Source organism: Acidobacteriota bacterium (assembly GCA_016703965.1).
Classification (GTDB): domain Bacteria; phylum Acidobacteriota; class Blastocatellia; order Pyrinomonadales; family Pyrinomonadaceae; genus OLB17.
Window position 1 is genome coordinate 346,711 of sequence record JADJBB010000025.1, and the last position, 25,081, is coordinate 371,791.

General features: G+C 51.4%; 24 protein-coding genes. 5 read left to right on the forward strand and 19 right to left on the reverse strand.

The window, feature by feature from the left end; genetic code table 11:
* Positions 1 to 59: 59 nt before the first annotated feature.
* The 3 genes from IPG22_19080 to IPG22_19090 are packed head-to-tail and all read left to right on the forward strand — an operon-like array spanning position 60 to position 2,750.
* Complete coding sequence (locus IPG22_19080) at positions 60 to 854, forward strand: ABC transporter permease subunit (protein MBK6590390.1); 795 nt, start codon at positions 60 to 62, stop codon at positions 852 to 854.
* Positions 855 to 1,793 carry a hypothetical protein gene (locus tag IPG22_19085; GenBank protein MBK6590391.1) on the forward strand — a complete coding sequence of 313 codons (939 nt, stop codon included), beginning with the start codon at positions 855 to 857 and terminating at the stop codon, positions 1,791 to 1,793.
* A 3-nt stretch (positions 1,794 to 1,796) separates the two neighbouring features.
* Positions 1,797 to 2,750: an ABC transporter ATP-binding protein gene (locus tag IPG22_19090; GenBank protein ID MBK6590392.1), complete on the forward strand. Its 954-nt coding sequence runs from the start codon at positions 1,797 to 1,799 to the stop codon at positions 2,748 to 2,750.
* Positions 2,751 to 2,828: 78 nt separating this feature from the next.
* Here IPG22_19090 and IPG22_19095 read toward each other — a convergent pair whose 3' ends face one another.
* A complete protein-coding gene (locus IPG22_19095) occupies positions 2,829 to 3,332 on the reverse strand; it encodes a hypothetical protein (protein MBK6590393.1) in 504 nt (167 codons plus the stop codon).
* A 252-nt stretch (positions 3,333 to 3,584) separates the two neighbouring features.
* On the opposite strand from IPG22_19095, the gene priA reads away from it, so the two are divergent.
* Positions 3,585 to 5,864: a primosomal protein N' gene (gene priA / locus IPG22_19100; GenBank protein ID MBK6590394.1), complete on the forward strand. Its 2,280-nt coding sequence runs from the start codon at positions 3,585 to 3,587 to the stop codon at positions 5,862 to 5,864.
* A gap of 64 nt (positions 5,865 to 5,928) precedes the next feature.
* Positions 5,929 to 6,363, forward strand: coding sequence for a hypothetical protein (locus tag IPG22_19105; protein MBK6590395.1), 435 nt, complete (start codon positions 5,929 to 5,931; stop codon positions 6,361 to 6,363).
* Between the two features lie 82 nt (positions 6,364 to 6,445).
* On the opposite strand, the gene IPG22_19110 is transcribed toward IPG22_19105, so the two are convergent.
* The 18 genes from IPG22_19110 to IPG22_19195 all read right to left on the reverse strand — a co-directional run bounded on the left by IPG22_19110 (position 6,446) and on the right by IPG22_19195 (position 24,997).
* Positions 6,446 to 7,333: a tetratricopeptide repeat protein gene (locus IPG22_19110; GenBank protein ID MBK6590396.1), complete on the reverse strand. Its 888-nt coding sequence runs from the start codon at positions 7,331 to 7,333 to the stop codon at positions 6,446 to 6,448.
* Positions 7,334 to 7,345: 12 nt separating this feature from the next.
* Positions 7,346 to 9,460 (reverse strand): S9 family peptidase, encoded by a 2,115-nt coding sequence (locus tag IPG22_19115; GenBank protein MBK6590397.1) that lies wholly within the window; start codon positions 9,458 to 9,460, stop codon positions 7,346 to 7,348.
* A gap of 87 nt (positions 9,461 to 9,547) precedes the next feature.
* The gene (locus IPG22_19120; GenBank protein ID MBK6590398.1) at positions 9,548 to 9,877 is read right to left on the reverse strand and encodes a DUF5615 family PIN-like protein; all 330 of its coding nucleotides are present in this window, start codon (positions 9,875 to 9,877) and stop codon (positions 9,548 to 9,550) included.
* Positions 9,874 to 10,107: a DUF433 domain-containing protein gene (locus IPG22_19125; protein MBK6590399.1), complete on the reverse strand. Its 234-nt coding sequence runs from the start codon at positions 10,105 to 10,107 to the stop codon at positions 9,874 to 9,876. The genes IPG22_19120 and IPG22_19125 overlap by 4 nt, the downstream gene beginning before the upstream one ends.
* Before the next feature lie 51 nt (positions 10,108 to 10,158).
* A complete protein-coding gene (locus IPG22_19130; protein MBK6590400.1) occupies positions 10,159 to 12,396 on the reverse strand; it encodes an EAL domain-containing protein in 2,238 nt (745 codons plus the stop codon).
* Positions 12,397 to 12,869: 473 nt separating this feature from the next.
* On the reverse strand, positions 12,870 to 13,640 hold the full coding sequence (locus IPG22_19135) for a DUF3667 domain-containing protein (protein ID MBK6590401.1): 771 nt from the start codon (positions 13,638 to 13,640) through the stop codon (positions 12,870 to 12,872).
* A gap of 97 nt (positions 13,641 to 13,737) precedes the next feature.
* Complete coding sequence (locus IPG22_19140; protein MBK6590402.1) at positions 13,738 to 14,898, reverse strand: hypothetical protein; 1,161 nt, start codon at positions 14,896 to 14,898, stop codon at positions 13,738 to 13,740.
* A gap of 208 nt (positions 14,899 to 15,106) precedes the next feature.
* Positions 15,107 to 15,700 (reverse strand): hypothetical protein, encoded by a 594-nt coding sequence (locus tag IPG22_19145; GenBank protein MBK6590403.1) that lies wholly within the window; start codon positions 15,698 to 15,700, stop codon positions 15,107 to 15,109.
* A 35-nt stretch (positions 15,701 to 15,735) separates the two neighbouring features.
* Entirely contained in the window at positions 15,736 to 17,364 is a 1,629-nt protein-coding gene (locus IPG22_19150; GenBank protein ID MBK6590404.1) for a M28 family peptidase, read from the reverse strand.
* Between the two features lie 167 nt (positions 17,365 to 17,531).
* Positions 17,532 to 18,311, reverse strand: coding sequence for a hypothetical protein (locus tag IPG22_19155; protein ID MBK6590405.1), 780 nt, complete (start codon positions 18,309 to 18,311; stop codon positions 17,532 to 17,534).
* Positions 18,312 to 18,381: 70 nt separating this feature from the next.
* Positions 18,382 to 19,155 (reverse strand): CPBP family intramembrane metalloprotease, encoded by a 774-nt coding sequence (locus IPG22_19160; protein MBK6590406.1) that lies wholly within the window; start codon positions 19,153 to 19,155, stop codon positions 18,382 to 18,384.
* Between the two features lie 31 nt (positions 19,156 to 19,186).
* Entirely contained in the window at positions 19,187 to 19,597 is a 411-nt protein-coding gene (locus IPG22_19165) for a hypothetical protein (GenBank protein ID MBK6590407.1), read from the reverse strand.
* A 65-nt stretch (positions 19,598 to 19,662) separates the two neighbouring features.
* A complete protein-coding gene (locus tag IPG22_19170; protein ID MBK6590408.1) occupies positions 19,663 to 20,451 on the reverse strand; it encodes a hypothetical protein in 789 nt (262 codons plus the stop codon).
* A 62-nt stretch (positions 20,452 to 20,513) separates the two neighbouring features.
* Positions 20,514 to 21,392: a transporter substrate-binding domain-containing protein gene (locus tag IPG22_19175; protein ID MBK6590409.1), complete on the reverse strand. Its 879-nt coding sequence runs from the start codon at positions 21,390 to 21,392 to the stop codon at positions 20,514 to 20,516.
* A gap of 22 nt (positions 21,393 to 21,414) precedes the next feature.
* Complete coding sequence (locus tag IPG22_19180; protein ID MBK6590410.1) at positions 21,415 to 22,089, reverse strand: DUF3011 domain-containing protein; 675 nt, start codon at positions 22,087 to 22,089, stop codon at positions 21,415 to 21,417.
* A 24-nt stretch (positions 22,090 to 22,113) separates the two neighbouring features.
* A complete protein-coding gene (locus tag IPG22_19185; GenBank protein ID MBK6590411.1) occupies positions 22,114 to 23,073 on the reverse strand; it encodes a hypothetical protein in 960 nt (319 codons plus the stop codon).
* A gap of 29 nt (positions 23,074 to 23,102) precedes the next feature.
* Positions 23,103 to 23,627 carry a hypothetical protein gene (locus IPG22_19190; protein ID MBK6590412.1) on the reverse strand — a complete coding sequence of 175 codons (525 nt, stop codon included), beginning with the start codon at positions 23,625 to 23,627 and terminating at the stop codon, positions 23,103 to 23,105.
* A 32-nt stretch (positions 23,628 to 23,659) separates the two neighbouring features.
* Entirely contained in the window at positions 23,660 to 24,997 is a 1,338-nt protein-coding gene (locus tag IPG22_19195) for a hypothetical protein (GenBank protein ID MBK6590413.1), read from the reverse strand.
* Positions 24,998 to 25,081: the final 84 nt, after the last annotated feature.

Below are 25,081 nucleotides of genomic sequence, written 5' to 3' on the forward strand. Positions count from 1 at the left end.
CTGTGCAAATGATGTAAAATCACGACGGGTTTCCTTTCGGCCTGCGTCAATTTCCATTTATGCAATCGGGTTCGACCAACTATCTAAACGGTATTTTAGCCATTGCGAAGAATGCCTTTCGCGAGGCCGTTCGTGACCGCATTCTCTATAATTTGATCGTTTTCGTCTTGTTGATCACGGTGGGTGCAATTTTCCTTGGCGAACTGACTGCCGGCCAGGAAGCACGCGTGATCGTAAATCTCGGGCTAAGTGCGACTCTGATCTTCGGAACGTTCATCTCGATATTCGTTGGCGTAAGCCTCGTATGGAAGGAGATCGAGAAAAAGACGGTCTATTCGATCTTTTCAAAGCCGATCGGCCGAGGCGAGTTCATCGTCGGGAAGTATCTGGGCCTGTGTGCGACGCTGCTCGCTAATCTCGTTGTAATGGGAACGGGGGTCACGCTCGCCCTCCTTTATGTAGGCGGAAAGCAGCTGATCGGCGGCGTTTGGGCAGCTGTTTTGCTGATCTTTTTAGAGCTGACGATCATTACCGCGGTCGCGATCATGTTCTCGTCATTTTCGACTCCTGCATTGTCGGCACTTCTCACCTTCTTTGTATTTATTATCGGTCATTTCAGTTCGTCCCTGCTTGAGGTCGCGACGACCGTAGGGACAAAAACGGCTGTAGGATTTTTCACGGCGATCTATTACGTTCTGCCCAATCTATCGCATTTTAGCTTCATCACCGAAACGGCGAACGGCATGCTTCCCACTGGCTCCATGATCGGTTCGGCGGCACTCTACGCGATCCTTTTTGATGTTGTTCTGACGACCATCACGGTAGTAATATTCAGCCGGCGAAATTTCAAATAGATGGCGAATTCTGCACTGCAAAATGTCGTTCTGCCGGTGGCGATAATCGCAGGCTGCTTTGCCGCGATCATTGGCCTGACGGGCCCGCTTGACCGCGGCAAGCCTAAGCTCGCCGACGGTTTTACCGATTCTGATCTGAGCATGAACGGCTCGCGGCTCAAGGGCTTCGCTCTTGGAATGGAAGGCCTGCTTGCCGACTGGTATTGGGTTAGGGCACTTCAATATATCGGCGACAAAATGGTCGCCAGTAAGGATGCGAACATCGACGTCGAGGACCTGACGTCGCTAAACCCTCGCCTTCTGTATCCGCTTTTGCAGAATGCAACGGATCTAGATCCCCATTTTATCGGGGCATATTCCTATGGTGCGCTTGTTCTGCCGGCGATCGACAAGCAGAAGGCGATCGAGCTCGCGACAAAGGGCGTCAATAACAACCCGAATGAATGGCAGCTGTACCAGTATTTGGGGTTCATCTATTGGAAGGTCGGCGATTATGAAAAAGCGGCTGAGATCTACAAAAAGGGAGCCGAAATTCCGGGTTCGTCATCGTTTATGAAACTCATGGCGGCGTCGATGAAGACCGAAGGCGGAAGCCGTACAACTGCCCGGACCATATACGCACAGATGCTCTCGGAATCGGACGATCAGGCCGTTCAGATCACCGCCGATCGGCGGCTGAAGCAGCTCGATTGGTTCGATGAAAGGGACGCTATCAATCAAACACTTTCCGCATTTAACGAGCGGAACGGGCGTTGTGCAAACAGTTTTGGCGAGATCGCTCCGATGCTGATGCAGGTCAAATTACCCGAGGGCCGGCAGTTCCGCATCGACGCCGGAAAAAGGCTGGTCGATCCGACGGACGCCCCGTACAAACTTGATAAAGACAAGTGCGTTGTAACCCTAGATATAGAAAAAACGAGGATCGCACCCGAAAATTAGATCATGGAATACGCAGTCGAAATTAAGAACCTCTCGAAGGACTACGAAACCGGCTTTTTAAGGAAAAAGCGCGTCAGAGCTCTCGACGATCTGACCCTGAACGTAAAGCCCGGCCAGATCTTTGGTTTTCTCGGCGGTAATGGCGCGGGGAAAACAACGACGATAAAGACGCTGATGCGCCTGCAATTCCCAACCGAAGGCTCAGCGAAGATCCTGGGCCATGATATCTCAAATGTCCAAATGCATCGGCGGATCGGTTACTGTCCTGAGAATCCGTATTTCTACGATTATCTGACCGCGCTCGAGGTGATGGATTACTTCGGCGAGTTGTTTGGATTTGATAAAGCGACGCGAACGGCTAAGACCAGCGAATTGCTCAGCGCGGTCGGACTGCAGGAAAAGGATAGGAAAAAGCAGCTTCGTAAATATTCAAAGGGAATGCTCCAGCGTGTCGGCCTCGCGCAGTCGCTTATCAATGATCCTGAGATCGTCTTTCTGGATGAGCCAATGAGCGGCCTAGATCCTGTTGGCCGCCGCGAGATACGCGAGTTGATCGCCGGGCTTCGTGAGAAGGGGACGACGGTTTTTATGTCCACGCACATTCTCTCCGACATCGAGGCTCTTTGCGATGAAGTTGCGATCCTGCGACAGGGCAAGCTCGCTGCTTCCGGGAATCTGAGTGATCTGCTGACAAAAACGGGGGAGTCCCGCTCGTTCGAGGTAAATATCGAAGGCGTTTCCGCCGAAAAGATCCGCGAAGACGTCGAGTTCATCGCGGGTGCGGCGATCACTTCACGTCCCAATGGAGCCTCGATCCATATCCTGGACGAGGCTGATATCGAAGCTGTTTTGCAGATCACACGCAATTCGGGCGGACGTCTCGCATCGATCCAACCGGTAAAACAATCGCTCGAAGAGCTTTTTGTCCGGGAGACCGTATCACAACCGCCTGCGTAAGCGGGCGGTACAACGTCTGGTTATCACTTTCCTCAGGATTCGATCGATCATCTCGCCCGCTCACGCAGGCGGTTCTGACTATTTTGCTTTTATCGCCGTCACTTTCCAGCGAATATTCGCTCGATCGTCATCTTTTGCAAATCCGTCTAGCGTCAGCGTGATCGGAATGATCTCGCCGGGGCCAAGAGCCGGCTGCTGGACGGGCACTACGAGAATCCGACGTTCGCGGAGCACAACATTGAACTGGGTAACTACCGCGACGTTTACTTCGAGCGCGGTGATGGTTTTTGTGCCCTTGTTTCGGATCTTGCCTTTGATATACATTGAGATCGTGCCCATTGGGGTCATTGACTGCACCGTGTTGTCGTCGGTTGATATGACGATGTCTTTATTCAGGGCATCATAATCAGGGCCTTCGCGGAGCGAGCCCTCGAGTATCTTTGCGGTCTGCTCTTCCATCGATGGCTTCAACGAAAGCACGCCTATCACTGCTCCGATCGCTAAGAGAGCGAAGATCAAGCCGCCGACAAAGACCTTGTTAACACCGCGTTTCCTTTCTTCAGGTTTAAATAGATCGTCCATTGCTTACATTCTACGAAATTTTTCCAGGCGAGATGGGATTTTTAACGCAAAGTCGCTAAGGGGCAAAGACGCAAAGTCGGAATTCAGGTGCTCGTCGATAACTAACGGTTCGTGCTAAATCGAAGATCGGTCGGTGTCCGACCTTAAAGGCCCGCCTTTGCGACCTTGCTCCTTCGCGTCTTTGCGTTAGATCCTTGCGTTCGCCATTTAGACACCGGCGCCGAGCAAACAGTTCCCCGATAGGTTATTATTTTGTTCATAGCCCCAATAATGTCCACGCCGGAAACGACAATTTCAGCAGTTCCAACGTACGTCGAAGCCGCCCTGCCGGTACCGCTGCGGCGTGTATTTACGTATCGGATACCTGAGGAAATGAGGTCGTCGATAAAGCTCGGGGCTCGATTATTACTGCCCTTTGGGCGGCGAAGTGTGACGGGCTACGCTGTCGGCCTGCATGCGACTTTACCGCCGGACGTCGATATCGACGAGTCAAAGATCAAAGCCGTCATCGAACTCACCGACGAAGAGCCGCTCATCACGCCCGAGATATTAAAGCTCACGCAGTGGACGGCCGATTATTACTCGTCATTCTGGGGCGAAATGCTTAAGGCCTCGCTTCCTGCGGGAATAAACTCAGAAAAAGTTCGTCCGAAACGGCGAAAAGCGGTTCGCCTGACGCGGAGCGCGGACACTCCTGTCCGCCCGTACACAGAGGCTCAACTTCGAATCATCGCTTTGCTCGAGGAAAACGGAGGTGAAATGCTATTCACCGAAGTGCTCGAACAGGCTGAAACAAATGCCTCGCCGCTGAACACGATGGCTAAGAATGGCGTCGTCGAGATATACGTCCAGGACGTAATGCGCGACCCGCTCGCTGGCGCGGCGTTGCCGTCGAAGGATGATTTTGAACTGACGGCTGAACAGCAAATGGCCCTGGATTCGATAACGATGGCCTTGACGGATGGTGCGAAATTCAAATCATTTCTCCTCCACGGTGTGACGGGAAGTGGGAAGACCGAGGTGTACATTCGTGCGATGCGTTTCGCCCTCGATGCTGGGAGATCGGCGATGATGCTGGTGCCGGAGATCGCTTTGACACCGGTATTTTCGCGGCGTTTACGTACGGTCTTTGGTTCGGAGGTCGCGATCCTGCACTCGAATCTGTCGGTCGGCGAACGCTATGACGAATGGCGGCGGATCCGACGCGGCGATGCACGCATCGCGATCGGCACACGCTCGGCGGTATTTGCTCCGCTTGAGAACATCGGCCTCGTCGTCGTTGACGAGGAACATGATCCGTCATATCGCCAGCACGAATCGCCCTTCTACAACGCCCGCGATGTTGCCGTAATGCGTGCTCACCTCGCCGGAGCAGTTGTTGTCCTTGGCTCGGCAACGCCGGCGATGGAATCGTTCTTTAACGCTCAGACCGGCAAATACACGTATCTACAATTGCCTGATCGCATCGGCGGTCGCGGGCTCGCGACGGCTGAGTTGATCGACATGCGCGAGGTGTTCAAGCGGTTCGGTAAGGACGTTGCTTTGTCACCTGAATTGCTCGAAGCCGTGACGGAAACGCATGCTCGAGGCGAGCAGGTCATCATTTTGCTCAATCGCCGTGGATTCTCGCAGTTTGTGCTGTGCCGAACATGCGGCGAGACTCTCAAATGTCCGAACTGCGACATCACGCTCACCTTTCATCGAGGTGACAACAAACTCTTGTGTCACTATTGTAATCGCCGCGAAAACTCGCCGAAAACGTGCCCGCATTGCCAAAGCGAATACCTATATTTCGTCGGTGAGGGAACTGAGAACATCGCCGATCAGCTCTCTAAAAAATTCCCCGAAATGCGGATCGCCCGCGTCGATCGCGACACGATGGCACACAAAGGCGAGATGGAAGAAGTGCTGCTCAAATTCGCGGCGGGCGGACTCGACATGCTCGTCGGTACGCAGATGATCGCGAAAGGGCACGACTTCCCGAATGTAACGCTCGTCGGCGTGATCTCGGTCGATATTGGTCTGGGTCTGCCCGATCTGCGATCAGCAGAGCGGACTTTTCAGCTGATAACGCAGGTCGCGGGCCGTGCGGGACGCGGCAAAAAGGCGGGCAAAGTGATGATCCAAACGTATTATCCCGATCACTACGCTCTGCGTTTTGCTAAGGAGCAAGACTATCTCGGTTTTTACAACGAAGAGATCAAATTTCGCAAACGCCTAGCCTATCCACCGTTTTTCGTGCTCGCGTCGATCCTGATAAAACACCGCGACCACGCGTGTGCGTCGAAAATGGCAAACATTCTGCGGCGTTCGCTCGATGCCGCAAATAGCGACAAGACCGCCCGCATTCTCGGTCCCGCACCGGCTTCGCTATCGCGTCTGAAAAACGAATTCCGCCTACAGATCATCCTCAAAGGCGTCAACCGACGCTCCTTGCGCGAGATACTCGACATCGGCCTTGCCGACGCCGAACAGCAGGGCTGCGACCTGCGAACGGTGAATGTCGAGATCGACCCCGTCAACCTAATGTAATGTTTCGTACATTTCTTCGATCACGCTTCATTTATATTGGAAGTGAAGTTGAAAGGAGAAAAATATGAGTACAAAGCCTGAACGAGCAGAAGAGATCGCGGTCGCTAACCATGACGTCTTAGGATATCCCTATTACAAGGTCGTCAGCGTATTTTACGAGCCTGATGCTGTCGCTGCAGCAGTGAATGAGCTGCAGAGCAGCGGTTTTTCAGCCGACGAGATCGAGGTTTTTTGCGGTTGGAGCGGGCTGAAAGAGGCCGCGAGCTTCGACGGTACCAAGCCGGGCGTGTGGGAACAATTTGTCCACGCCGCCAAACACGTCGGCCCCGAGCGAACGTACCTCGAACGCTACGAAAAACACCTGCAGGACGGCGACTGCATAATCATGGTCAAGGTAGATAACAAAGATACAAAGGCGAAAGCCGCCGAGATCCTGCACCGTCACACGAACGAACGAGTCACGTATTTCGGGCTTTTGATGGCGGACGAGATCAAGTAGCAAAACCTCGACGGAAATCGCTACAAAAGAGCAAGGCCGCGAACCGTTGAGGTTCGCGGCCTTGCTCTTATCGGTTTAGCCTTTACTTTTTGAAGGATGCGGCCTTCTTTTCATCCGCTTCAGCAAGGGCGATCTTGCCCTGTTTGCGATAGATGAATGCTCGTGCTTTGTACGGAGAACCATCTTTAGGGTCAAGCTCGATCGCTGAGGTGAGATCTTTCACGGCCCGATCGTAATTCCCGATGTTATAGTAGGCGATCCCGCGATTCTGATAACCGTCCGAAAGGAATGCGATGTTGTTCGTGTTAAGAGAGATGTATTTGTCGTAATCCGCGATCGACTTCTGGTAATCCTTTCGGTCGTCGTAGATGATGCCGCGGTTGTAATAGGCCTCTGACTCATTCGGATCGATAGAAATGGCCTTGGTGAAATCAGCAAATGCCGCATCGCCGTTATTCTTACCCATGTAGGCATGTCCGCGGCTGACATAAGCTCCTGCATAGTCTGCCTTTAGTCCGATCGCACTTGAAAAATCGTCTATCGCGAGGTCAAACGCCTTTTTAGTCGAATAAGCATTGCCTCTGTTGAAATAAAAGAACGCTTTTCCGGGCGACAATTGGATCGCGTTCGTGTAGTCAGCGATGGCCAGATCGAGCTTATTCAGGCGTTTGTAGCTGATTCCACGGTTGCTGTAGCCATCCGCCAAGTAATCTAGATTTGACGGTTTCATCCCGATGTATTTGGTGAAATCAAGGATCGCTTCGTCGTGTTTGCCTAGGGCCTGAAACGCGATCCCGCGATTGTAATAGGCTTCAATATCATCCTTGTTATCGGCGATCTGAGCCGTATAAGCAGCGATCTTGCACGTATAGTCGCGGTCACCGCACTTAGATGCCTGAGCTGCCGCCGAAGCGGACAGCACCAGGCTCAGAGCGAATAACGCGGCAAAAAATGGAATAGACCTCTTCATCTTAATTGTCTCCTATTTCATTCCAAGATTCTTCACCAAAAAGCCATAAATGTCCGCCTGCTGCTCGATCTGTAAAGCCGTCGGCAACCCCGCACCGTGGCCGCCGCGGACCTGGATGCGGATGAGGACCGGAGCGTCACCCGCCTGGGCGGCCTGCATCGCGGCTGTGTATTTGAAGCTGTGAGCAGGGAAGACGCGGTCGTCGTGATCTGCGGTGGTTACGAGCGTTGCGGGATATTTCGTGCCCGGTTTAGCGTTGTGATATGGCGAATAGGCGTACATCGCCTTGAAATCGGTCGGGTCGGCAGGGTCGCCGTAATCCGATTTCCACGCCCAGCCGATCGTGAACTTATCAAACCGAAGCATGTCCATCACACCAACCGCAGGAAGAGCGGCACCGAAAAGATCAGGATTCTGATTCAATACAGCTCCAACGAGTAACCCGCCGTTCGAACCGCCCTGAATGGCGAGCTTTGGTGTCGAAGTGTATTTGTTAGCGATCAGCCATTTACCGGCGTAGGCAAAATCGTCAAAGACGTTCTGTTTATTGAGCCTCGAGCCGCCTTTCCACCAGTCTTTGCCGTACTCGCTGCCGCCGCGGATGCAGGCGACGGCGTAAATACCGCCCATTTCGAGCCACGGCACGCGTGCGATCGAGAATCCCGGCGTCGATGCGATATTAAAACCGCCGTAACCGTAAAGGATCGTCGGATTCGAGCCGTCGAGCTTGGTTCCTTTCTTATAGGTGAGGAACATCGGCACCTTCGTACCATCTTTGCTCGGGTAGAAGACCTGTTTGACCTCATAGGTATTCGGGTCGAATTTGACCTTCGCAGTGCGGAAAACCGTGCTTTTGCCGGTTTTCATGTCGTAACGATAGATCGTCGGCGGAGCGTTGTAGCTCGAATATGAATAAAAGGTCTCGTGATCCTTACGCTTTCCACCAAAACCACCGGCGGTGCCGATGCCGGGCAGGGCGACGTCGCGAACCCACTTACCATTCGTGTTAAAGATCTTGATCTTCGTATACGCGTCGTGCATGTAATTGAGCACGAATTGATCGTTTAGGAACTGAACCCCGTTGAGCGTATCCGGAGTTTCGGGGATCACATCGACCCAGTTCTTATTCACGGCGAGAGCATCGACCTTCACGACCTTGCCGCGCGAGGCTCCCTTATCGGTCTGAAAGTAGAAGGTCGAGCCGTCGTTACCGAGGAAATTCCACGCATTGTCCAGATTCTCAACCAGCGGCAGGATCGGGGCTTTTTCCATGGTCAGATTTTTGAAATAGACCATGTTCATCCGTTCAGTGCCCTTGCCGACGGTGATGATGAGCCAGTTTCCGTCCTCTGATATCTCGGCTCCGCAGAAATATTCCTTGTTATCCGGACGCTCGTAAACTACATAATCCTCAGACTGCGGCGTACCGAGTTTGTGGAAATATAGCTTTTGAAAATACGTAGTATTTTTCAGTTCCTGGCCCTTTTCTGCCGGCGGATAGCTCGTGTAGTAAAAACCCGAATTATCCTTGAGCCACGCCGCGACGCCTTGGCGATTTGGCGATAGAGTGTCAGGCAAAAGCTTGCCCGTTGCCACATCCATCACAAACCATTCCGAACGGTCCGAGCCAGCCTGCGAAACGCCATATGCCCACAATTTGCCATCATCAGTAAACGCCGAGCCGCCAAGCGCCGCTGTACCGTCTGCACGCAGTTTGTTCGGGTCGAAGAAAACCTTTCCGGGATCGTTTATCGACGTCGCCTTGTAGAGAACGCTCTGGTTCTGAAGGCCGTCATTTTTTGTGTAGATATAGAAATTGTCAGTGATCTTTGACGGAGCTGAGTAGCGTTCGTAGTTCCAGATCTCGGTCAGGCGTTTTTTAATGCCGTCGCGCTGAGGAATGGTCGAGAGGTAGGAATTCGTGAGCTTATTCTCGGCCTCGATCCACGCTTTGGTTTCGGCGGATTCGGTATCCTCCATCCAGCGATAAGGATCGGCCACCTTTGTTCCGTGGTAATCATCAACCTGATCGCCGCGGCGTGGTTTAGGGTAGTCAAACTTCTGTGCCGGCACACTGACCGTCAGAAATGCGCTGACGATCAAAAAAACTATAGATCTCTTAAACATAACGCGTTCAATACTCCTGAATTTCGAAAGATTTTCAGTAAGTATAGAACGCGTTAATGGTTAAAACAACTTGGTAATGTTTCGATCTTATCGAACTTCGATCAGGCGATGGTTGAGCTGCAGAAGTTCCGAGATCTCCGGCCAGCGAGGTTCAAGCCATATCAGCAATGCTCGGTTTGTCGAGTTGCCAAGACGAAGCCATACGATCGCCGGGCCGTTGAAAGTCCTGGAGGTTCGTTCAGCAAAATCCTCGTCCTTGGTGATTATCGTGAGTTCGTTCTGGAGGGCATGATCCCAAATGACAGAATCATCGGAATCTTCGAGATCAAGGTCTTTAACGTGCTGAGATGGATGGCCATTTTCACACAGCCAGCGAGCAAGTCCAGGAGGAAGTTGGGCGTCAACCAGGAACTTCACGTCGCTACCATGACTACCGCATGATCAAGTTGGGCCGCTGCATAGCCGAGGCTGGCTCTTATATCGTCAGCTTCCAGGTATGGATAGTCCTCTAATATTTCGGCCTCGCTAGCACCGCCCGCGAGCATGTCCAGAATATCTTTGACCCGAATTCGAAGTCCGCGAATGCACGGTCTGCCACCGCATTGACGCGGGTTCGAGGTAATTCTATTCATTAAGTCGGGGCTCATAGAAAGATGTTAGTTAAGTTCGCCCCGCTAAGTCAACCTTATTCTGTCCAGTTAGAAAACCGGCATATTTTCCTCAACATCGATGTGCTGAGGGGCATTTTCGATGCGATCGGATATTCTCGCCGGCATCCAGCTCTTGCGTTCGTAGAGTGCTTGCTCAGCATTTTCTCTGGTCTGCGGACGGGCGAGCAGATAGCCCTGCCCGTAGTCGCAGCCGAGGTTTTGGAGTAGGTGGAGCTGCGATTCGGTTTCTATGCCTTCGGCGATGACCTTCTTTTTAAGGTTCTTGGCGAGGGAAATGATCGTTTGCAGGATCTCGGAATTCTCACCTTTTTCACCGACGCTGTATACGAACGAGCGGTCGATCTTCAGCGTATCGAACGGCAGCCGGTGCAGATAGCTGAGGCTCGAATATCCGGTACCGAAATCGTCAATGCTGAGCTGTACGCCGAGCAGTTTCAGGCGGTTGAGCATGTCGATCGTATGTTCGGCATTTTCCATGGCTGCGCTTTCGGTGATCTCGAGTTTCAGGCAGTAGGGATCGATCTTTGAAAGATCGAGGGCCTCGCGGACGTCGGCTATCAGGTCGTCGTTCGAAAGGTGCTTGCCCGAAATATTGACGCTGACCACCAGATCTTTGTATTCCGGGCCGATCTGTTGCCAGGCGGCGATCTGGCGCGTTGTTTCCTTTAGGATCCAGACGGTAATAGGGATGATCAGGCCTGATTCCTCGGCGATCGGGATGAATTTATTCGGCGGAATATTGCCGATCTCGCTATGATTCCAACGCAGCAACGCCTCAAATCCCATCAGGCTGCCGTCCTGGATATCGATCAGCGGCTGGTAGCTCATCGCGAGTTCATTGCGGTCAAGCGCGTGGCGTAGATCGTTCTCGTAACGGATACGTTCGAGGAACTTCTCTCTCAGCTCTTTTGTGAAGACGGCAACACCGCTGTTCCACTCCTTTGCGTAATGCATGGCGATGTCAGCGTCACGCAGGACCTCTTCGGGCGTGTTGTATTCGGCGTCGCAAGGAGCAATACCGATATTGACGCTGACGGTTACGTTGTTTCCGCTGAGGGAGAATGGCTGGGCGATCGAGTCGAATATCCGCCGTGCTACTTTCTGGGCCTTGCCTATCGAGGAGATGTCGGTGAGGATCACCGCAAATTCGTCTCCGCCGATACGCGCGACCATGTCCGTCGAATTCAGCATTCGTACGAATCTTTTTGCCGCAATGATCAGAACTTTGTCGCCGAGAGTGTGGCCGAGACTATCGTTAATGTTCTTGAATTTTCTGATGTCGAGAAAGAGAACGTAAAAGGTCCTGCTCGGATCATCTTTAAACTGTTCGATGCGAAGACGCAGCTTATCACCGAAATGCTTGCGGTTCGGAAGATTCGTCAGGGAATCATGCAGAGCAGCGTGCTGAAGGTCTTTTTCACTCTTTCGAAGAGCTTCATTCGCTCTCTCTTCTTTGTCGAGCGTCGCCGCAAGTTCGCCCGCATATTTTTCCGCCTCTTGGCGGCGTTCACGTTCGATATCTGCCTTCTCGCGTTCGGCTTCCTCGGTTTGCTGCATCGCGACCGTGACCTCCGTTATCGACTGACGATAGCTAAGATAAAGAACAGCGAGAGCGAACATCGCGATCGAACCCGTGAGCACGTCACGATAGCTGATCAACTTAAATATTAGGCCGGCGAGTCCGGCACCGACGATCTGGGTCATCGAACTGGTAAAGCAGTCATTTTTCCATGTTTGCCATGGACTTGTGCCTTTACGCGTCCACGTAAAGATCGCTACGAGCCACGATGAGAAAAGAAATTGGGATAGAGCAAGAATACCAACCGTCGAGACAATGTATTGGGTCGTGTTCGGAGCGAATTTGAAAAGCGGTTCAGCGGCGGTCCAGGCGACAAAGGTCAAAGACGTGGCGACAGTATTTATCGAGACATTCGTGGGAATCATCCACTTGCCAAAATAGAACCCTTTGGAGCGGAGGTGGTAGCAATTCGAGGCAGACTCGAGGGCAGCGACCACGATCGCAGCCGGGCCGCCGTACATCAGAAAGGTGAGAAAGACCGCAGCGTCTGAAAAACTGATCGCAAAACGCGATCTCGGCAGCGTCAGGCTCATTCGCGGCGTCACGATAACGGCAGACGCGAGAATGACAAAAAAGCCCCAGCTAAACGACGCTTTAGGCAGGTCGGAAAGCGCAAGGGCGAGTGCCACCGTAGCGGCAAGGATAACTATCCCTTTGAAAGTATTTGAAAGGGGTTCTCTGTTCATAAAAGGTGGGATTTATGAGAACAGCGGTGCTCAATAAGTAGGATAGACGGGCTCAGGTTCCGTCCAACGTATCCAGTTTAACATGTTTAACGCAAAAAAAGCTAGGAAAATTCGTAACCTGAATGGGTCAGTGTATAGCAATTATGCTTTGCACAAAATTCAATGAAAATGGGGCTATTTTTGTGCAGGATCGTAGATTGCACAATATTTGCCTTCAGACGAAGTGCATTAACATTCAAGCCCATCGGATCGCCTACCGGATTTGGATCTTGCGTATCCTTCTAATTACCCAACTCTTTCAACTTGAACGAACTTCTCAATGTGGCAATAGCGGAAAGCCATATTCAACAGCATGAATTCGCTTAACTGGGCGGTCTCGCCCGAATGCACCCAGAGAATGCCGGGACTGTCCGAATTGTATTGAACATTTCCCACCGGTTCGTCGGCACAAACTATCATCTTAGCAATGGGATCTAGTGGAGTTGGTTTGGGACGAACAGTGTTGTGACAAGGAGTATTATGAAGAGGATCATCAGCATCGTCTGCTTGATGATCGTCTTCGGCAAGGGCTCTTCAAAGATTTGGCGAGCAAAATATATACCGTAGGCGGCCGTTAGCAACAAGTCAACGGAAGTTAAAACTGTCGGAATGTATGGCATGCTATTGCGAAGCGGTGCGGTAATAACCATGAGTGTGGTTGCGAAAAGATCTGTCTCTGCCTCAAAATAGACCGCACAAACTGCAAACTCGATCACGTTAAATTTCGAGCTGCGGTAAAACACCTTCCAAAGAAGTCCCCAGAATATTGTCGACAGGAGCCCTTCGATCTGATACATCGTATTGCCCGTCAGCGGGGAAGCGAAGGCCTGATCGCCCGTCAGCCACAGAAAGAGCCCACGAACCAAGACATCTGCGATCATTGCATAAAAGTAAAACTTGATCGGGTTTATGTAACCTACCCGCTTGCCTGCAAGATATTCTTTGACGAAGTCGCCTGGGCGACGTAGCAATTCGATCGCGGTTGCAAATGTTGTGGATATCTCTATCTTGCGGAGATTGTTGTAAAGTTCGCGAAGAAAACTTGAGAGCGAATAGCGTTCGACATCAGCCGCTTGGCCGCACATGTTGCAAAAATCGCCAGCCGACTCGTGGCCGCAATTTAGGCATGCGACTGGTTCGAGGCTGCTGAGCGTCGGCTCCTCCGAGATCTCCGGTTCTACAATTTCCGGGACTTGCTTTTCCATATCGAAACCTTAAGCAACGAAACTCAGATGAACAAAAAAATGCGGATGAAAATGCTCCACCCGCGTACCTTAAAAGTGATCCGTCCAGAACTTCTTATTACGCCGTGACCGCATCGAAGGCTTCTATCTTCCACAGGCCGTTCTCTTTTCCCCACATTAGACGCAGGATGCCGCCCTTGCCATTCTCAAGGATGAACTGGAATTTGGTCACATAGTATTTACCGTAAGTTCGAGCCCGAATGTCGCTATCCTTCGAACTGATCTCCGATTTCTTTGACGAACAAACAAAATGGTCATAGTCGCCGTCGGTGATCGTTGCCAGCATGAAAGCGTTCTTTTGATAATGCTCAACTGGTTTAATGAACGGATCGACCGGAGCGATCGCCCTTATTGCGTCTTCAAGCTTTTTGGGCTTCTTTAGCTCCTTGTTCGCAGCCTTCAAGGTATCCAGAAAAAGGATCTTGCGACGGGCCTCGAGCATTTGTTTCTCTGGCGATTCTTTTAGATCTGAGCAAAACCTCAGCTTCTGCTGCAGGAAGGATAGGGCTTTTGAGACGTCGCGATCTAGCAGCCAAGCCTTAAAGAACGCGTCCGCGGTGGCCGAAACCTCGGCAGCCTCCGGAGCATTGGAACTGCCGGTTGCGGGTAGATAGGTTACTGAACGCTGAGCGAAGGCATTGTTAACAAACTCTTTAATAAGGTCAGGGAACTCGGTGTCCCACCAGTCAATCAGGCCCGGCCATCGTCGCAAATGCGTAGGATAATTCCCGGCAGCTCTAACATCCGAATTTGATGCGCTTAAGTGTCCGTTAAAAAGAGCACTCGGGAATGCACTTGACCTATAGTCCACATCGATGTCAGCTCGGTCGCCGTCGGTCGCAATAGAATACTGCATTGTTGGAGGCGAACCAGCCTGGCGATAATTGATCGGGAATCCTTTGTGAAAGATGGTGTTATCTTTGCCATGCTGAAATTCCTTACTCAACTCCAGCGTTTCGATTGCTCCGGGTTTCAGCTTGACGTACAGGCGAAACTGCTCGTCGCTCCCCTTTCCGATCTCCTGCCCGGCGATCTCCTCAAGCGAATCAACGAGATCGATCGCAAACCCGAGGGGGCGTCCCTTCGGATCTGTCAGACGCGTGTACAAGAGCGCGTTAGTGGCGGCGGCGAATGTCGATCTACGCGAAACAGGCATCGCCTCAAAACGCTCACGGGGGTTATCGTCCGCCCTTCGCCCATGTTCTTTGCATTCGACCACTTATCGAAGAGAAGCCGGGACCTCTCCTTCATCTGGACGTATTGTGTCGATCTTTGCTGGCCCTTAACGCTTCCTGGAATTGCCCAGAGCGAAAAAAGCACGGCTGATAGCAGGATTATTTTCGTCGGTTTCATAGTGCTCAAATGCTGTGCCGGTGTCTTGGCTTTCTATTGCCCCAAGAACATGCGAGTTGATGAAGCTTATCTATTTACTTATTGGTCTTGTATTCAATAAAATGAACAAATCTTTTCCCATTTTGTTCCATCACGTGGACTGACGCTAAAACCTCTTTTTCAGTTTTCTTCTCGATCTCTTTGGTCCCATGTGTGATCTTTTTTCCAGTACTAACCAAAGCGTGTTCGGAGACATCATAGATCTCCTTGGCTTCTCCGGCTATAGCAAATGCAACCTTTTCAGTTCCTTTTCCAACGTGTTTTATCGCCACTTCAACGACCTTGACCGTACCTTGGCCGAACCAGTGAATTCCTTTGATAGTTTCCTCGCCAGCTACTTTGAGCGAACGAATTACCACATGAGCTCCAACGTGTACCGCTCGATCCGTCCAAACAACAGCTTCTTTTATCCCATGTGCGGTTGTCTTTTTTGTCCACTTGAATGCCTTGACCACGCCGTCCTTTGATTTGACGTAGACCATTTTTGCCTCGGCATCGATCTTCTCGACTGTGCCAACGAAGGCATCTTTGCTGTCGTCAGCTTTTGCGAGAATCATCGTTGGGAAGGCAAAAATCGCTGTCAAGACTATTAGTATTCTTAGGGTTTGCTTCATACTGCGGTTATTCATTTTATTTATCTCTCCTTTTTGCTCATCTAGATCTTCTACTTAAGCGTGTCGCCTCGCTTTAGGTTCGAATATGGATTTCCTCTCTTCCACGACGGCATTTCTTTACTCTGTGCAATTCGCCATCCAAGAATGCCCATCATGTCAGCGACCGTCTTTGCCCCAGGCCAATGCCAGGTTTTGTAAACGTCATCGGACGGCTGATGGTATTTTGTCTCTTCAAACTCATTGAACCGCTTCACAAACCCCTCTTTCGTAGCTTCAGGCGACCCGACAAGCATCAGTGCGGGAACGCCTCGAGTGACAAATGGATAATGGTCGGAGCGGCCAAAAACGCCTTGTTCAGGGATCGGGTCCTCCATCGGAGTTATCTTGTATGCCTTTGCAACGTCATTGAACATCGGCCCGAGAGAGGAGTACTCGGCACCAAAGCCGACCATGTTTTTGATCGGACCCATTATCTCGGTACCGATGCCATCGAGATTCAAGTTAGCTGCGATCTTGGTGATGTCCCACTTAGGATTCTGTGCAAAGAAATAGCCGCCTTGCAGGCCATACTCTTCAGCGGTCGTCGAGATAAAGATCAGAGAACGCTTGGGTTTGACCTTCATTTTTGAAAACGCTTCTGCTACCGCAAGCATCTCACCGTTTCCGATCGCATTATCAGCAGCAGCGTTGTAGATCTTGCCGTTGATCATCCCAAACCCATCGTAGTGAGCCGTAAATGCGATAGCTTCATTCTTGAGAACTGGATCGGATCCTTCGATGTATCCAACTACATTGTGAGAATTGGCCTGGGTTTGCTTTGAACGCAAATGCACCTTAATGCTCGGCTTGAGATCCATCGGCCGGAACTCAAGATCCGATGCGTCATCCATCGCCTCCCCGACCGTCATTCCTGATCCTTCAAATAGCTTTGCCCGGGCGGCGTCACCGAAGAAGAGGATTGGAACCTGAGCCCTCTCTTTAGATTTTTCAAGGGTTGCGATGTTCCGCCTGCCGGTTTGATCGACTACAAAATCGTGCTTATACAGTTCGCGCCCGTTTCCCACAAGAATTACCCCAACTGCCCCTCGCTCAAAAAGAAGCGGGATCGCTGACGTCTTATCCGTTATCTCCTTCCATTTCTCCGCCGTATAACTTCGCGGTGGGCCGTCGATGAGGACCGCGATCTTACCTTTAAGATCGGCATCCTTAAGGTCATTACGCCCAAGTTCATCCGAAACGTAGCCGTGCCCGACGAAGATCAGGCTTCGCTCGACACTCATATCCGCGAGCAGAAGTCCCTGGCTCCAATCCTTACCGTAGATCAGCTTCTGGCCGTTGAGCGTTACGTCAGTCTCCTCGGTGAATACTGTTTCGACAAATGGCATCGATTGCAAATAAGTCCCATTGTCGCCAAGAGGCTTGAGGCCCATTGACTTCATTTGATCAGCGATCCAGTTCGCAGCCATATCACCGCCGCGTTGCAGCGTGCCTCGGCCCTCGAATTTGTCATCGGCCAGCCCCTTTGTGATCCGTTCGATCGTTTTGATCTTGATCGACCTAGTGAGTTTCTCCTCATCCTTTGAAAGGCCGGTTTGTGCCGGAATGTTCAGAACAAAGGCTGCCACCAAGACAAAGCTGGCCACGAACCGCTGGAATTGATATGGTTTATTCGGTTGCATTTTATTACCTCTACGTGCTGTGTGTCCCCGGTGGTAGTTGAATTACGTGACTAGCAGAAAACCCCGCGGCCTTGTTCAAGGACAAGCTTCCAAGTCGTCTCATCGGGCTTCAAATTGCACTAGTGCAGGCTCGGCCCGCGTATTGCGAACCGGGCCTATACTAGATATCACTTACAGTTATTTGCATTGCTGCGAAGAATGGATGCGACATTGCCGTTCCTGACAGCAACCTGAACGCACTGGCCGGAGTCGTCGTTCTTCCAGTATGTATAGCTAGTTGAGCCAATCTTCTTACCTTTGACGTTACGGAATCCACGGGACTGCATTTCAGTCTCGGCACCCGCTCCACGAGCCCCGACAAGATCGCTGAGATCAACTTGATTTGAAGACGCCGACGCTGAACTTCCGCCCGATCCTGTCCTGCAGTCCTCGGCAGGTCCTGACACGATCGTGTCGAACCGCCCATTGAACGTTGCGACTGTCAAACAAGTGCTGGAGGAAGATTTCCACCAATTCGAGTATGAACGGTCGCCCCCTTTCGATGTCTTGATGAATCGGTACCCCCGCGATTTAAGATCGCTCTCGCCGCCCGATGCTTTGGTACCAACTAGATCTGCAACATCCGAAGGAGCACCGTCGCCCGACGATGAATCAGAACCGCCTGTCTTGCAGTCCTCTTCAGGCCCCGACACGATGGAATCATAACGGCCGTTTAGAGTTACAACTGTCAAACAAGTCTTGTTAGAGGCCTTCCACCAGTTCGAGTACGAACGGTCGTCGCTCTTCGACGTTTTAATAAACTTATAACCACGACTTTTCAGCGTCGTTTCGCCGCCCGCGGCCCTCGCTCCCACCAGATCGTTAACATCCCGAGGGGTGTCCTGTGCCAATGCCGTGGCTCCCAAAACCACAGCCAACAATGTTACTGATACTAATTTTTTGAACATATTTTTCTCCAAGAACTTTCAATTTGTCGTGCGAATAAGTCGACACGATCTCAGAAGCTTTGATCGCAGTTCAGATCAAATCCTCACTGCTTTTCGAACCGACACCCCTGAGCAACCAGAGAGCGTATAAAAAGTTAGGTAACACGAATAGAATCGGCCCGAGCACAGATGTAATCCCGGGATCGTCGGCCACAACAGGCGTGGGATGATGTCCATTACGAGAGCCAATAACGAATATGCCAAAATCCCAGAGCCAATGAACAATCATTGCGGGGACGATCGAACCCGTCCTAATAAGAATGGCGATAAATAGAAGTCCGGACATTGCAGCTGCTGTAGCTTGAACAGCGGCGGCTCCCCAGTCTCCGGTAGTGATCCCGTTGAAAACGTGTACTGCTCCAAAAATGATGAAAGTTAGGAATATCGCTCCGATCGGCCGAAGGGCGGTCCTCGCACCACTAAATAAGATCCCTCTGAAAGCAAGTTCTTCCGATATACCTACGAGTAGAGTGTTGATACCAACGAACAGAAACGCCTGAAGCGATGGTAATCCTAGTAGCAGGGACGCCGAAAAAAAGCCAAGAATAAACAGCGCAGGCAGCCACAGGATCAAAAGACTTTTGGTGCTTCGGACCGGTAACAGCCCTGTTTCTCGACGCCAGCCGAAAAAAGCTACTACGCCGGATAGAAAGACAAAGCCAACTATCAAACTGATCGAGACCTGACGACTTACCATCTCGGCCTGGCTCATAGTACCGCTGCCGACCTCTATCTTTGCCCCGATCATGATGATCGATAGGTAGACGATCAATATGACTAGCGAAACGACCAATCTTCCGTTCATACTTAACCCCTCAGTATTTGTAAATGCTCCGTTATTTGACTCCGATCCGTACGCTGAACTTCACGGGCCGCTTGTTTCTGCGAGCCTCTGCCCGTACGAGGAAAACGCGGACGATGTAGCTTCCATCTGCTGGCAGTTCACCGGACCAATTGGTTGTGTCCCGAGCCTCATCTGCAACGGCTTCCATGCTTGTCAGATCTTTAAGAACAACAAAATACAAGAATTTGTTAGTCGATGTTAGCTTCGCGGACATAGTCTGTCCGGCTTTCGCTCTTATATAAAAATCGACAGAACCATACCCGGTCACCGTATTCGAATACACCCCGCTCGAAGCACCCTGCCTGAATTTAACGTCAACTCGTTTTTCCTGAGCATTTGAAAACACTGCTCCACCGCAGAGTACGACAACAAGAACAACCAGCGATCTTTTACATACATCCATGCTCCGATTCCTCCATCAAAATAAAGTTGGGGGACGATTTCGTTCCCCCGCTATAAGCCCTCAGCCTAGCGGCAGTAGGGTGAAGAACCGATATCCTTTACCGATTCGTAGCGGCCATCTGAAACGATGACCTGAATGCACTGGCGGGTGCTGGTGTTCCACCAGATCTGATAGCTGGCATCTCCCATTTTGAACGTGTTTTTATTGCTGAAGCCTCTTTGCTGCATCGACGATTCGGCCCCAGATGCCCGCGAACCAACAAGGTCGTTCACATATTGATGAGGCTGATATCCGCCCCAGCCCGACGAATGACTTGTTTCTTCGCGTCGCTGGCGAACGCCGGCTGAGTAACCAGAGCTATACTGCGTCGAATTGTTCCAGTTGTGATAGGTACTGTTATACTGGCCATCACGAAAGCCTCGCTCGTAATCAGATTCCTGATTCGCGTCTTCAAAATGCTTGTCGTCATCGTGATGATGCGCTTTGTGAACGATCGCCGCCGTTCCGCCAACCGCAGCGGCGGCGGCGAGAGCTATCGCGACCTTCTGTCCGGTCGAGAGACCGCTCTTTTGGCCGCAGTCAGCCGGTTCGGCGTCATTGATGCGAACATAACGGCCTTCGTCAGTCTTGACCATGACGCATTTTTTCTTACTCGAATTCCACCAGTACGTCCAAACAGCTGATTCTTCTTTTGACGTGTGGTTTAAGGCGTAGCCTCTGGATTCGAGATCGCTCTCGGCCGCACCTGCACGAGATCCAACCAGGTCCTTGAGAGTATCTGCCTGCCCAAAGGTGGATAATGCTAGGCCTAAAGCAAGAACCGTAGCGAACAGTATTTTGTATGTTGTTTTCATCTTGTCTCCTTATGAAGTTCCTCGGGCTCGATCGGATCTATCGTGCTGCCGATCATTCCTTTTTATTCGAGAAGGGACTTCCATTCCGTTCCCTCGAACCAGTAATTCCGCTGTTTCTCGAGCCATCCGTTCCGTTCGTTATATCGGATCCACGTGTTCAAATAGTTGAGGAAATCAACATCACCTTTGCGGATCGCGAGAGCCTCGTCGAGTTCGCCCAATGGTCGGCTGAACGGCTTATAGATCTTTCCATTTGAGTTTTTAACTGCGAATTCCGGGCCAGGCTTCGATGCGATCGCGGCCGAAATTGTTCCGTTTGCGACAGCCTCGATCATTGACGCTTCGTCGTCAAACATCTGAGTTTTCGCTTTTGGAAACTCACTTGCAGCATAATTGCCATAAACCGTCCCTGAAATGATGCCTATCGTCACCGAGTCATCATCGAAATCCCTCTTTTCATCCTTTCGCCCCATTTTGTCGCGGCTGGCGATCAGTTCGATCTTTGAGGTCGAATACGGTTCGGAGAAGTTCGCCAAAAGAGCTCGGCTTGGCGTCGGGTACATCCCCGTGATCAGGATGTCGTAACGCTTGTTTGTCAGATCCGGTAGAAGTGATACATGCCCAGCCGGCATCAGGTTGAGCTGAACGCCGAGATCAGAGGCGAGTTTCTTAGCCACCTCGACGTTAAAACCGATGAGATTTCCGTTCTTGTCGTGCATTGCCCAGGGAATGAAGCTTGCAACCCCAACGTCTAGCCGATTTCGACGGCGAATGATCGTTAGCGTGTCATCATTAACGAGTACGGCCGGACCAACTGCCGGCATCTTAGTCGGAACCGGTCTTTTGGCCGGTGTTTTTTGGGCCAATGCTTGGCCAACCGAGCATACGGTGATAGCCGATATTAAGAGAAGTAACTTGCCAATATTTATCGTTCGTTTCATTTTATTTATCTCCAGACAAGCGCTACCTGATGCGTAGGAAGTTGTATGATTCGCCGTTGCTGTTTCTGACCGCAAAGCCGTCTCCGTTGCGTTCGACCTCATATCTGCCCCATGGGAGTTTGATCGACCCATTGTCATATCGCCCATTCTGGTACTGGCCGTTAGAATTGCGAACGGAGATCGCACCGCTCGGGCCAACGGTCAAGTCGGAATAAGATCTGAGATCTGGATTCCAGCCGCGGAACGAACCGACCAGGTAAGAAGGCACATATTCATGTCCACTGTCCCATGTATCGTTGTTTGAGGCCTCTTCATCCTCATTTTTCTTCTCGGCGTCCTTCTTTTTCTTCGCGGCAATTACTGCCGCGAGGATCACACCACCGAGCACAGCTCCTCCTGCTATCGCTGCCGCCTTGCCGGAACCGCCGCCGTAGGAGAATTCGGCCCTGCAGCCGTTGTTGACCCATATCCCGCGCCCGTCATATCCCCAATCGTAGCCATAGTTGCAGCTCGAATAGGAGAGCTTGCGCTCCAGGCGAACATTGTTTCCCGTGTTAACGCGGCAATAGTTGTAGTTAGTGTTATTACTGCCGCAGGTTAAGTAATTTGACTGCGCAACCGCGGGGATAGTTCCCAAGGATGCAAGCATGATAAAGACCGCCATTTTCAGCGCGATGAATTTTCTAAGGTTTTTCATTGATTCCTCCTAATGCTCAAGCGATTAACGACAGCGTGGATGACTGCCAATGTCGTTTACGGACTCGTATCGTCCGCCTGCGACGGTTACCTGCACGCATTGGCGGCTGTTTGATCTCCACCAGATCGTGTACGACGTGCTGCCTTGGCGCATGGTGTCAACCAGGCGAAAGCCTCTCGAAAGCAACCGGGCGTTACCGGAGAACGTGCCGACCCCAGTCAGATCATTGATCTCTGCCGGCGAACCGCCCCAATTTCCGTTGTTGCCGTTACCCCAATTGCCGTTATTGTTGTTACCCCAATTTCCGCCACCGTAGACTCTCGTGACTTCTATATAGGAAGCCTCGTCGTTGAGCCGCAGATTATAGTTGCCGGCACCTAATTCTTCGCATCTACCGCTTCCGTTCCCGCTGCCTTCGCCCTCACAAAACCGCACCTTGTAACCGTTGAGAACTACGACCGAGGACGCCTCGTCATTTCGCAACGCCCCTAACTGCCTTGCGTTGTTAAGGTAACGCCCTACGCCGAATGATTGAGATGTGCCACGGTAATTTCGATCGTCATACACCGTAACGCCCGGCTTGCCGAGCCCCGGCACATTGTTCGGATTTCCGCCACCCCAACCCCAATTTCCGTTGTTATTGTTATTGTTCCAACCACCGTTGTTCCAGCCATCGTTGTTGCCAGATGATGTACTGCGGTTACAGTCTTGTGCCGGGCCACTCACTATAGAGTCATAGACTCCGTTGAGAGTGGCTACGGTGATACAGGTGCGGCTGCCGTTATTCCACCAGTTCGCCCACTTTACGTCGCCGCCGGTGGTTGTTTTTATGTAGAGGTAGCCCCGGCTTCGAAGTTGAGAATCGCCCGAAGACGCCCGAGCTCCCACCAGGTCCTGAACATTGTAGGGAGTGTCTTGCGCCATCGCCGCTCCAGAAATGAAAAGGACGATAAAGCTGCTAATTACCAATAGTCTGTTTTTCATATATTCATTCTCCGTTTTGGCACACTCGCCTAATTTGAAGTCCATTTGTTATCCGCCAGATTTGCGTCCATGAAGATACCGCCGTCGAGCGATATCGACTTAACGGTTTTGGGTAGATTTATCCGCGATATTGCTTCTTTCATATTCAACCGCCAGATATCAGGCCCGTGGTGGATCGTTTCTGTCGAGCCATCCGTGAAGGTGACGACCATATCAGCTGGTGCCGGATATCCTCCGATATTCTTGATGGTCACCAGCGTGCTGCCGTTCTCTGCCTTGACGTCAGTTATCGCCTGATCGATGTAACCGTGCGAGAAGAACCAGGCATTCCAGAACCAATTAAGGTCCCGACCTGTATGGGTATTGAAGGAATAGAACATATCCCACGGCATCGGGTGCTTACCGTTCCAATCGTTCATAAATCCGTGTAGGCCTTTCCGGAAGTCTGTATCACCAAGCAGATCTTTGAGGGCGAGATATCCGAGTGCCGCTTTACCATACTTGTTGTCACCGTAAGCTTGGACCAAGCCTGAGACGGCATTCTCGGGAGTCATAATTGGCAGATCGGCCGAGGCATCGGCGTTCTTTACCCAGTTGGCAACGCGAATCTTTTAAATAGATCGTCGGTGAAGGGCTGACCGAAGCGCTTTTGATTGAACCCGTATTCGAATGCGGTCGTCCAACCTTCTTCCATAAATGAATATCGGCGTTCGTTTATGCCCATAAAGAACGGAAAGTAGGTGTGCAGGATCTCGTGTGCGGCGATAAAATGCTGAAACTTTGAGTCCTCTTGGGAGCTGTCATTGGCCATCATCGGGGCTTCCATGTCGGCGGTGCCGCGGAAGATGGTCATTTTGGGGTAGGGATAAGGTATGCCAGGCCAATCATTTGACGCATAGTCGAGAGCTGACTTAACGTAAGTCACCATATTGGCGAAGTTCTTTGACGGCTCGTCGTAGGCAGCCTGGGTGCTGGCACGTCGACCGGACTTTTTGTCAACGACGATGCTGCCAGCGTCCCAGATATAGTGATCGCTAAGTCCGTAAACGACGTCCGGAACGTTCTCAGACCTCCATTTCCAAGTAACGGTTGGCGTTTGAGCAGTAACCGTTCCCGCCTTTACCTCGGCGAGCGATGCGACATTGACCACGTCGTCACTCGTAAATGAACGCTTCAGCCGTTCGGCGTGTTTTGGCTGTAGAACCTCATCGATATTGGTCAGGTTTCCGGTTCCCCAAACGATGAAATTCTTCGGTACGTTCACCTCTACGTTGTAGTCGTTGAATTCACCGAAAAACTCGTGGCCGCCCAGCAAATGTTGATCGGTGTCCCATCCATCCACGTTAGTTAAAACAGCTACACGCGGATAGAAATACGCAATGTAGAAGGTCGTTGGGTCGATCACCCCGTCGCGATCAGGTTTTTCAGCGAGTTCATAGACCCACTTAAAGGAAAGCGTCGTTGAGCCGCCCGGTGGTATCGGCTTCTGGAGGTCGATAGCGTTAAGCGACATTCCTTTAATGTCGAGTAGCGGCTTCCATGGGCGAACCACCCCATTCTCCGTGAATTCGGCGATCACAACATCCGACGTGAGTTGTTTCGTGTCAACGTTTTTCTCACGAGCAGATTCTGGCGCGTGGGCGTTCATTTCGAAACGAAGAATGAGCCGGTCAAGCGTCAACGGACTGTTGTTCTTGTAAACGATCTCTTGTACGCCGGACACGTTCCTGCTTGGCGGATTTACCGAGATCTTGATGTTGTGCGTCGACTTGTTCTGAAAGTACTTAGCCGTTGGCTTTCCATCCATCGAACGCAAGCCGGCCTTGTAAGCCGCCTTAACATTTCGAGGCATGTAAAGGTCCTGCGCAATAGCGCTCACTGAAACGATCGACGCTATTAGAATTGCTACAAGTATTTTTCTCACTTTTTTCTCGCTGTTCACTCTTAGGTGCTCTTTTTTGGTAGACTCCTACCCGAAATGCGATCCTGGTCTCGATCTAGTTAGGCT

Bases quoted from the DNA above. Each gene is read 5' to 3' on its own strand.
- IPG22_19080 (MBK6590390.1), top strand. From the start codon at position 60: ATGCAATCGGGTTCGACCAACTATCTAAACGGTATTTTAGCCATTGCG.
- IPG22_19085 (MBK6590391.1), top strand. From the start codon at position 855: ATGGCGAATTCTGCACTGCAAAATGTCGTTCTGCCGGTGGCGATAATC.
- IPG22_19090 (MBK6590392.1), top strand. From the start codon at position 1,797: ATGGAATACGCAGTCGAAATTAAGAACCTCTCGAAGGACTACGAAACC.
- IPG22_19095 (MBK6590393.1), bottom strand. From the start codon at position 3,332: ATGGACGATCTATTTAAACCTGAAGAAAGGAAACGCGGTGTTAACAAG.
- IPG22_19105 (MBK6590395.1), top strand. From the start codon at position 5,929: ATGAGTACAAAGCCTGAACGAGCAGAAGAGATCGCGGTCGCTAACCAT.
- IPG22_19110 (MBK6590396.1), bottom strand. From the start codon at position 7,333: ATGAAGAGGTCTATTCCATTTTTTGCCGCGTTATTCGCTCTGAGCCTG.
- IPG22_19115 (MBK6590397.1), bottom strand. From the start codon at position 9,460: ATGTTTAAGAGATCTATAGTTTTTTTGATCGTCAGCGCATTTCTGACG.
- IPG22_19125 (MBK6590399.1), bottom strand. From the start codon at position 10,107: ATGAGCCCCGACTTAATGAATAGAATTACCTCGAACCCGCGTCAATGC.
- IPG22_19130 (MBK6590400.1), bottom strand. From the start codon at position 12,396: ATGAACAGAGAACCCCTTTCAAATACTTTCAAAGGGATAGTTATCCTT.
- IPG22_19135 (MBK6590401.1), bottom strand. From the start codon at position 13,640: ATGGAAAAGCAAGTCCCGGAAATTGTAGAACCGGAGATCTCGGAGGAG.
- IPG22_19145 (MBK6590403.1), bottom strand. From the start codon at position 15,700: ATGAATAACCGCAGTATGAAGCAAACCCTAAGAATACTAATAGTCTTG.
- IPG22_19150 (MBK6590404.1), bottom strand. From the start codon at position 17,364: ATGCAACCGAATAAACCATATCAATTCCAGCGGTTCGTGGCCAGCTTT.
- IPG22_19155 (MBK6590405.1), bottom strand. From the start codon at position 18,311: ATGTTCAAAAAATTAGTATCAGTAACATTGTTGGCTGTGGTTTTGGGA.
- IPG22_19160 (MBK6590406.1), bottom strand. From the start codon at position 19,155: ATGAACGGAAGATTGGTCGTTTCGCTAGTCATATTGATCGTCTACCTA.
- IPG22_19165 (MBK6590407.1), bottom strand. From the start codon at position 19,597: ATGGATGTATGTAAAAGATCGCTGGTTGTTCTTGTTGTCGTACTCTGC.
- IPG22_19170 (MBK6590408.1), bottom strand. From the start codon at position 20,451: ATGAAAACAACATACAAAATACTGTTCGCTACGGTTCTTGCTTTAGGC.
- IPG22_19175 (MBK6590409.1), bottom strand. From the start codon at position 21,392: ATGAAACGAACGATAAATATTGGCAAGTTACTTCTCTTAATATCGGCT.
- IPG22_19180 (MBK6590410.1), bottom strand. From the start codon at position 22,089: ATGAAAAACCTTAGAAAATTCATCGCGCTGAAAATGGCGGTCTTTATC.
- IPG22_19185 (MBK6590411.1), bottom strand. From the start codon at position 23,073: ATGAAAAACAGACTATTGGTAATTAGCAGCTTTATCGTCCTTTTCATT.
- IPG22_19190 (MBK6590412.1), bottom strand. From the start codon at position 23,627: ATGACTCCCGAGAATGCCGTCTCAGGCTTGGTCCAAGCTTACGGTGAC.